Raw genomic sequence first — 7,835 nt, forward strand, 5'->3', positions numbered from 1 at the left:
ATATTATAGTAGAATATTTACCTTTTATCTTCAATATTACTCCTATGGAATTTTTAGCGTTTTAAACCATCAAAAGGTTTGCTTTGTTGCAAATAGCGTCAATTACAGTTTGGGTTAAATTGAAACCTGTCTTTTCTAGACTGTTTAGATATCTCTTCTTTTTGTCATTAAAGGCTTGAACTCTTTTTTGATTTATGGCTTTATTCCAATAAAATGGATTTGAACATTCAATAAGTTTATTGACTTCTCTTTTCTTGAGTTTATTAGGTTTAATATCGAGGTCTATTAAAAGTAATTTCCCTGCCTGTTTTAAAAGTTCGTCATATATATTATCGTATGTTTTTAATTCCGTAAGGTCTTTCAAATTAGCAATGCCTAGTTTTTTCAATTTCCTTGACTGTTTAGTTTTTACTTCAAATCTGAGGGTATTTTCATTACAGTAATCTGGAAATTGAAAGCCTTTAGAATAAAATTTTATTTGCAAGTACTTATTTGGCTTTCCGCTTTTATCAAAAGAATGTGCAATACTGCTGTATTTTAAATCTCTAGATTTTCGAAATTCATTTCTAGAATGAAATGAAGGATATAAAACAAGGTTTTTATCATAACCATTTACACTGAAATTAACCCCAAATTCTAGGTTAACTATTTTATAGTATTGAGTGTCAATTAATCCAAATAGATTTATGAATTGATTAAATGTTCGTATTGACTGTCTAACATTAAAATCATTCGCATTGTGAATGTTTGCGTTATGCCAGTAATGAGGTTTAAACTCAATAACAAGCCGTTTGTTGGCTTCATTCATATCTTTTGGACAATGAGGTTCTAAAATAAATTTCACCCCTTTATAGGCTTTCTTTTCAATCTTTAATAATTCACCTGTTCCGTAATTGAGTGTATCTAAATGGGATTCTGTGTATAAGAGTGGGTGTCTCCACATTTTATCTATAATTATTGGATCGGTAACCCAAATTTTTGTGAAATCAATCATTATCTTTACGATGTTATATTAGCGTATAATTTGAAAAATTAGAGGGTGGTATGAACACCCTCTTTTTTGCTTAATAATAAGCTTTAAAAGTGCGTAGGAAAGCAACTAACTTTCTAGTGTAAAACCCCCTAAAAAAATATACTTTCAGTTTATAGCCGTTTTCTAAAAAGCGAAATATTATTAGGTTTTTTTTGCCTTCTGTGTCGCCAAAGAAAATATTTGCATCATAGGTGGGGAACAAGCCAGTAATTTGTTTTGACCACTTATTATTATCTCTAATCTTTAAAGAGTATGTATAGTTTGCTTTACTACAATTCTGATTTAAAGAGATGTTAAGTTTATCGCTTAATATTGGTAATCCCTTTTGTAAATCGTAATGCCTTGTGGATTTAAATAATCGCTCCGTGTTGAGGTTGTAACTCATGACAACGGGCTTTGGAATAGTTATCGTTGCCATAGGTTTAAAGTTCTATTAACGCTTTTTCTATCTCACTTCTTTTGTAATATACCTTGCCTGCTATTCCATAGGATTTAAGTAAACCTCTCTTAGTCCATAAATAAAGAGTACTTAGGTTAATCTGTAGAATTTCTGCTGTTTTTTTTCTTGTCAGAAATTCTTCAGGAGCTTTGGGTTGAAAGTTTGCTTTTAATTCTTCAATTAAAAATTTTACATTCTCGGTAATTTCATTTTTTAATTGGTTTGGAGTTGTACCAATAAATTGTAATGTCTGCATATCGTATAATTTAAAACGATTGCAACTTAGTGTTAAGGAGTACCTACAAATAGCCTAGTAGGTGACAGGTGGGTATATTTTTTAACTATTTTTACATCAATTTGTTGTTATCCCTATCGTTTACCCATTTTTCTAAGCTTAATCTTAATAAGTCAACGAATGGAGTTTTGTCTTTTTCTCGTTGCCTAATAGTCGCCATGGCTTCTTTTTTCCTAATATCTGAATATTCCATGCCTAGTAGATTGAAGAGAGTTATGAATACTTCTTTTTGGTTTTTACCTTTTAGCTTTTTTGCTTCAATTAGTGTTTTAATAAGTTCGTATAACTCAAGATTAGTTCCTAGCCATTTAATTTTTTCAGTCTCACTATAATTTTCTGTGTTCGAATTACTATCGATAGGACTTGGTTTTTTTAAAAGAGTTAATTTATTGAATTGGCTTTGGTATATCATTTCATACCCTAATTCTAGAGCTTTATTCTCTAAGAAGGCAATCTTTTTTTTATTTGAGTAATTAAGTTTTTTGTATGTATGACTGTCTCTTATAAATATTTCAATAGGCATTTCTTCCTTTAAAAAAAGGTATTCCTTTTCTATATAATGAATTTCTTCTGCGTCGGGAAATTCATCAAAAAAGACTCCAAGAAATGTATAATATTTATCTTTAAAATGTTTGAAACTACTCCATTCTGTAGTAAGTACGGCAGCGTCTTCAAAAACTTGAAAATCTTTTTCAAAATTATTTAAAATAGAATTTTTATGTTTCTGGAATATAAGCTCAGAGTTTGTTTCAAATTCAATTGCTTCTTGTCCTATTGCAAACGGGGCATAATTTGATTGTAAATTCTTAATCTCTTCAATATAAATATTGTATGCCTTCTCTGTGTTCGGAAAATAAGACCAATTCATTTTATAATTTAAATATATAGTATTAAAAATATTAAAGGTAATAGTATACTACTAATGATATTATATAAGTTAACCGTTATTAGACCTTGAAACAATTTTAAGTTTAGATTCTTTTTCCTCTAAGTATCTTCTTTCCATTTCATCGAATTTAGACCTTGCAATTCGGCTTAGTGTGGAGTCAGACTTATCAATATAAGTTAGAAAGTTCTTTTCGTTCACGTGCCCAGTTATATTCATTATTTCTTGTGTTGTCCAATCTCCGCTATTATAAAAATTACAAGCAAATGAACGTCTACCTGTATGATTGCTAATTAATTTATACTTTGGGTAAGTTCCTTTTATTCCATTATATCTTCCTTTTACTTTTTCTCGTATTCCTGAAATACGACAGACCTCCTTAATCAAAGAACTTAAAAGACTTCTTTGGCTTTGCTCATTATCTGTAAATTTAGGAGGGAAGTCGTTATTATGTCGTTTTAAAACATCTCTTACTATGTGGTGTATTGGTATATCGAGATTTTTATTTGTTTTAAACTGTTTTAATACAATGTAATCGCCTCCATCAATTTTTTGAATGTTGTTTTTTGTAAACCTATGTAAATCAGATATCCTTTGCGCGGTAAAACACGATATGATAAACCAATCTTTTGCTATTTGCAGTCTTTCTGTTGGCATTTTCTTATCTATAATCTTATCTATCTCTTCAAAAGTTAAATAGGTTACTATATTTTCGTCTGTAAATCCTTTAATATTCAAATAGTCTGGGTCAACTTGATAACCGTTTAATTGTGCGTCCTTAATTATAGTTTTTAAACGTTTTATATACCTTCCCTTAGTATTTATGCTTTTTGGTTCAACATCGGTAAGAAAGTCTAGTAAATCATCGGCAAAGGCATTATTAACGTCTTTAATCTTAATTCTTTTTCCTAAATGGTTTTGATATTTCTCGAGTACTTTCAAAAAGTTTAAGTACTTATCAATTGTATTTTGCTTGAAATATGATTTTACGTTATTTCTGATATATGTTCGTTTTTTTAAATCCTGACAATACCATTGTGCAAAGGGAATTAAATAATCTAACTCTTTTGTAGGTTCAAGATTATTGAAATGTTGAATCAATTTTTTTAACTCTTTACTTTCAATGTCTAAAATACTTTTGTTTTCATCTTTTTCAACCTCATCAATGAACTCTTCAATTGTTTTAGTAAGGTCATTCAGACGATTTTTAAGGCTTTTATTATGGGCTGAATTTGTTTTAGGTAAATTTTTGCTCTCATTCCAATCTTTAGCCTCTTTTATAGTTAATCCCGTAGATAGTCTAAAGTCCTTATGTCTGCCAATACTTAATCGTAAGTATACTTTACATGTACCTGATTTTTTGTAAGGGTAGTATTTGATATTTGCCATTGATAAAACATAGAATAATTGCAAATTATCTTTTTGCAATTATTTATCCAACAATATATCCAACAATATTAAAATTATATGCAACAATTAACAATCATATACAATTATAAAGACCTGAATAATAAGTTATATATGATTTATAGGGGTTTACTTCGATTAATTTCAAAACTACAATTACACCCCAAGAGGGGGAGCAAAATAGAAATCCGATACTGAAAAGTGTCGGATTTTTTTGTTTTAGGCTACTTCTACAAGGCTAAAACCAATCCTAATCCACTTACGAATGAATTTTAAGGGTGCTAAAAAGGTTGCATGTATTATCGCTGAGGTTGCTTTAAAAGGTTGACCTCAAAGGCACGACATTCGTGAAAAGGAAATCATATTACCTTATTGTTACTTAACAGGTAATTTTTAACAGTTCAGCAAGACGGAATGTATGAAGCTTTGTACTTAGTACTTTATACTTTTTGCTTTATAAAGATTTCTCAGAAGTAGCTACGCTACTACTATCGAAATGACGTGGCTTAGGTATATTGAATCACTTCTATCTTCAACTCAGACCCCTCAGTCCTTCGGACAGCTCCCCTAGCTTAGGGGAGCAGCAGTAACCGTTTTTTATTGGAAGTTTTATAGACAGTGAAGGAGATGCTGAAACAAGTTCAGCATGACGGGATGTACAAATCTTTGTACCAAGTACTTCATACATTTTACTTTAAAAAGATTTCTCAGTAGTAGCTACGCTATAACTATCGAAATGACGTAAACTAAACCAATTTCATTTTTTGCCTGATAACTTTGAGTGTGTTTTATTTTTTTCAATACACAAAAAGTACACCTTACCATCAACCATCAACCATCAACCATCAACCATCAACCATCAACCATTAAGCTTTTGTTAAAGCATTTGGTGTTATCTAAACAACTGTTTAGTTTTATCATGAAAATAATTATGGCACGTAAAAAGCAGTACATAGAAACAGAGGTTATAGAAAAAGCCATGCATCTTTTTTGGAAGAACGGCTATGAAACTACCTCTATGCACCAGTTAGAAAAAGAAATGGGCATTAATAAGTTTTCTATTTATGCCAGTTTTGGAAGCAAGAACGGCGTTTTTGTGGAGAGTCTAAAGTGCTATCAGAACAAATTAAATGTTTTGCTGACTAAACTGGAAACGGCTTATCCGAGCAAAGAGGCAATTAAGCAATATTTTTATGATTTTATAGAGTTCTCGTCAGAAAATGGAGTTGGAAAAGGTTGCTTGATGACGAATACGGCTAACGAAATAAGGGAAGAGACAGACGAACAAATAAAAGAAATACTCCATACGTTTACAGCGAAGGTACGTTACTTATTTGCGCAAATTGTAGCAGCATTTACAGGGCACGACCAAGAGACCGTTAACCATAAAGCAGATTATTTAATCATAGCTATGTTTGGGTTGTCCTCGGCCACTCGTTTCTTTGGGCCAGAGCAGATAGATAACTACATAGATACCGTTTTAAAAAACCTATAACTATTTTTTTAACCTAAAACTAAATAAACGTTTAGAAATATTTAATACGAACAGATTATGAGTACAGTTACAGAAACATTTAAAATTCACACTTTAGAATCTGCACCAGCAGAAAGCAAACCTGTTTTAGAAAATTCTAAGAATGCCTATGGCTACATTCCTAATTTGCATGGGGTGTTAGCAGAAGCACCAGAATTATTGCAGGCATATGCAAATTTGCACGAGTTGTTTGTTAATTCTTCTTTTAACAATGATGAGTTAACGGTAGTGTGGCAAACCATTAATGTAGAGCATAATTGCCATTACTGTGTGCCTGCACATACCGCTATTGCTAAATCTATGGGTGTAGACGATGCCATTATTGATGCATTACGAAATAAAACCACCCTGCCCTCAGAGAAATTGCAAGTGTTGCACGAAACTACTTTAGCATTGACAAAAGACCGTGGAGTAATCTCTGAAGCCCAAAAAGAAGCATTTTTTGCCGCAGGATATGGCCAAAGACAGTTGTTAGAAATTATTTTAGGATTATCCCAAAAAATTATAAGCAATTACACCAACAGTATTGCAGAAACGCCAGTAGACAAGGCTTTTCAAAAATTTGTTTAATGTATTAAGATGATGTGGAAAAGATGGGAAAAGAAGTAACTTCTTTTCCCATTTCTTTTTTTTAATTGTTACCTTTCTAATGATTGCCATATGGTATGTATCACCGTTTTAATAAAATGATATAGAGATGCAAAAACTACCTAAAGTTTTGTTTTTTGATGTAAATGAAACCTTATTAGACCTCTCTCCTTTAAAAAATGATGTTGCAGAACTTTTAAGAGGAAAAACCGAATTGGTCTCGCTTTGGTTTACAACCTTATTGCATTATTCGTTGGTAACTTCTGCTAGTGGCAAATATGTTCATTTTGGCAAAATTGGCGCGGCAACCTTGCAAATGGTGGCTGCCAATGCGGGTATATCCGTTTCTAAAGAAGAAGCAGAGAGTGTAGTCGTTAAAGGGTTTAGAAAACTACCTGCTTATCCAGAAGTAAAAGAGGCTTTAAATAGATTAAAATCGGAAGGATTTACCTTGGTAGCCTTTACCAATTCTGATAGTAAAGGACTAAAAGCGCAGTTGGCGTATGCTGGTTTAACGGAATGCTTTGACCAAATGCGTAGTATGGAAGAGGTAGGCGTTTATAAACCGTTTACGCAAACATACAACTGGGGCATACAACAGCTGAAAATTGAGCCAGATGATGCCATGTTGGTGGCGGCACACGGTTGGGACGTTGCGGGTGCACAATGGGCGGGTTGGCAAGCGGCTTTTATACAACGTCCGGGGCAACAACAGTTTCCGTTAGCGGAACCCACAACTATGGTGGCTACGGACCTTGCTGATTTTGCCGCGCAATTAATTGCAAGAGTGATGTAGGTTTTAGGCGATATAAAAATTAGCAATTGAGCATGGCTAAACACTAGGGTTTTTTAGTCTGCAAGACATTTTTCCCCAAAAAGACGTTAGAAAAGTTAAGCATGACGGAATGTATAATTCTTTGTACTTAGTACTTTATGCTTTTAACTTCAGAAAGATTTCTCAGTAGTAGCTACGCTACAACTATCGAAATGACGTGGCGTACGTATGTTGAATCACTTCTATCTTCAACACATACCCCTCAGTCCTTTGGACAGCTCTCCTAGCTTAGGGTAGCACTATAAGCAATTTTCAAAAAGAATATTCTTAAAACTTTGAACTTATAACTCCTAACTTTAAAAACCAGATGCTGAAACAAGTTCAGCATGACGGATTGTTTGGAGCTTTGTACTTAGTACTTCATACTTTTTACTTTAAAAAGATTTCTCAGCAATAGCTACGCTACTACTATCGAAATGACGTGGCTTAGGTATATTGAATCACTTCTATCTTCAACTCAGACCCCTCAGTCCTTCGGACAGCTCCCCTAGGGTAGGGGAGCAGCAGTAACCATTTTTTATTGGAAGTTTTATGGACAGTGAAGGAGATGCTGAAACAAGTTCAGCAAGACGGAATGTATGAAGCTTTGTACTTAGTACTTTATACTTTAAAAAGATTTCTCAGTAGTAGCTACACTACAACTATCGAAATGACGTGAACCAAAACCGATTTCATTTTTTGCCTGATAACTTTGAGTGTGTTGTATTTTTTTCAATTCACAAAAAGTACACCTTACCATCAACCATCAACCATCAACCATCAACCATCAACCATCAACCATCAACCATCAACCATCAACCATCAACCATCAACCATCA

7 protein-coding genes are annotated in these 7,835 nt (G+C 32.8%); 3 read left to right on the top strand and 4 right to left on the bottom strand.

Going from position 1 to position 7,835, the window contains the following annotated elements; all coding sequences use genetic code 11:
- Positions 1–61: 61 nt before the first annotated feature.
- The 4 genes from FBT53_RS00550 to FBT53_RS00565 form a co-directional block, all read right to left on the bottom strand.
- Complete coding sequence (locus FBT53_RS00550) at positions 62–994, bottom strand: hypothetical protein (protein ID WP_136949220.1); 933 nt, start codon at positions 992–994, stop codon at positions 62–64.
- Positions 995–1,455: 461 nt separating this feature from the next.
- Positions 1,456–1,728, bottom strand: coding sequence for a helix-turn-helix domain-containing protein (locus FBT53_RS00555; protein ID WP_136949221.1), 273 nt, complete (start codon positions 1,726–1,728; stop codon positions 1,456–1,458).
- A gap of 91 nt (positions 1,729–1,819) precedes the next feature.
- Complete coding sequence (locus FBT53_RS00560; RefSeq protein ID WP_136949222.1) at positions 1,820–2,635, bottom strand: RteC domain-containing protein; 816 nt, start codon at positions 2,633–2,635, stop codon at positions 1,820–1,822.
- A gap of 69 nt (positions 2,636–2,704) precedes the next feature.
- On the bottom strand, positions 2,705–4,081 hold the full coding sequence (locus FBT53_RS00565; RefSeq protein WP_136949223.1) for a phage integrase SAM-like domain-containing protein: 1,377 nt from the start codon (positions 4,079–4,081) through the stop codon (positions 2,705–2,707).
- 898 nt (positions 4,082–4,979) lie between these two features.
- On the opposite strand from FBT53_RS00565, the gene FBT53_RS00570 reads away from it, so the two are divergent.
- The 3 genes from FBT53_RS00570 to FBT53_RS00580 all read left to right on the top strand — a co-directional run bounded on the left by FBT53_RS00570 (position 4,980) and on the right by FBT53_RS00580 (position 6,978).
- Positions 4,980–5,555: a TetR/AcrR family transcriptional regulator gene (locus FBT53_RS00570; RefSeq protein WP_240729726.1), complete on the top strand. Its 576-nt coding sequence runs from the start codon at positions 4,980–4,982 to the stop codon at positions 5,553–5,555.
- 57 nt (positions 5,556–5,612) lie between these two features.
- Positions 5,613–6,164, top strand: a complete 552-nt coding sequence (locus FBT53_RS00575; RefSeq protein ID WP_136949224.1) for a carboxymuconolactone decarboxylase family protein — start codon at positions 5,613–5,615, stop codon at positions 6,162–6,164.
- Positions 6,165–6,291: 127 nt separating this feature from the next.
- Positions 6,292–6,978, top strand: coding sequence for a haloacid dehalogenase type II (locus FBT53_RS00580; RefSeq protein ID WP_136949225.1), 687 nt, complete (start codon positions 6,292–6,294; stop codon positions 6,976–6,978).
- The last annotated feature ends 857 nt before the right edge of the window (positions 6,979–7,835 follow it).

Origin of the sequence: Flavobacterium sp. ASW18X, assembly GCF_005144745.1 — a bacterium.
GTDB lineage: Bacteria > Bacteroidota > Bacteroidia > Flavobacteriales > Flavobacteriaceae > Croceivirga.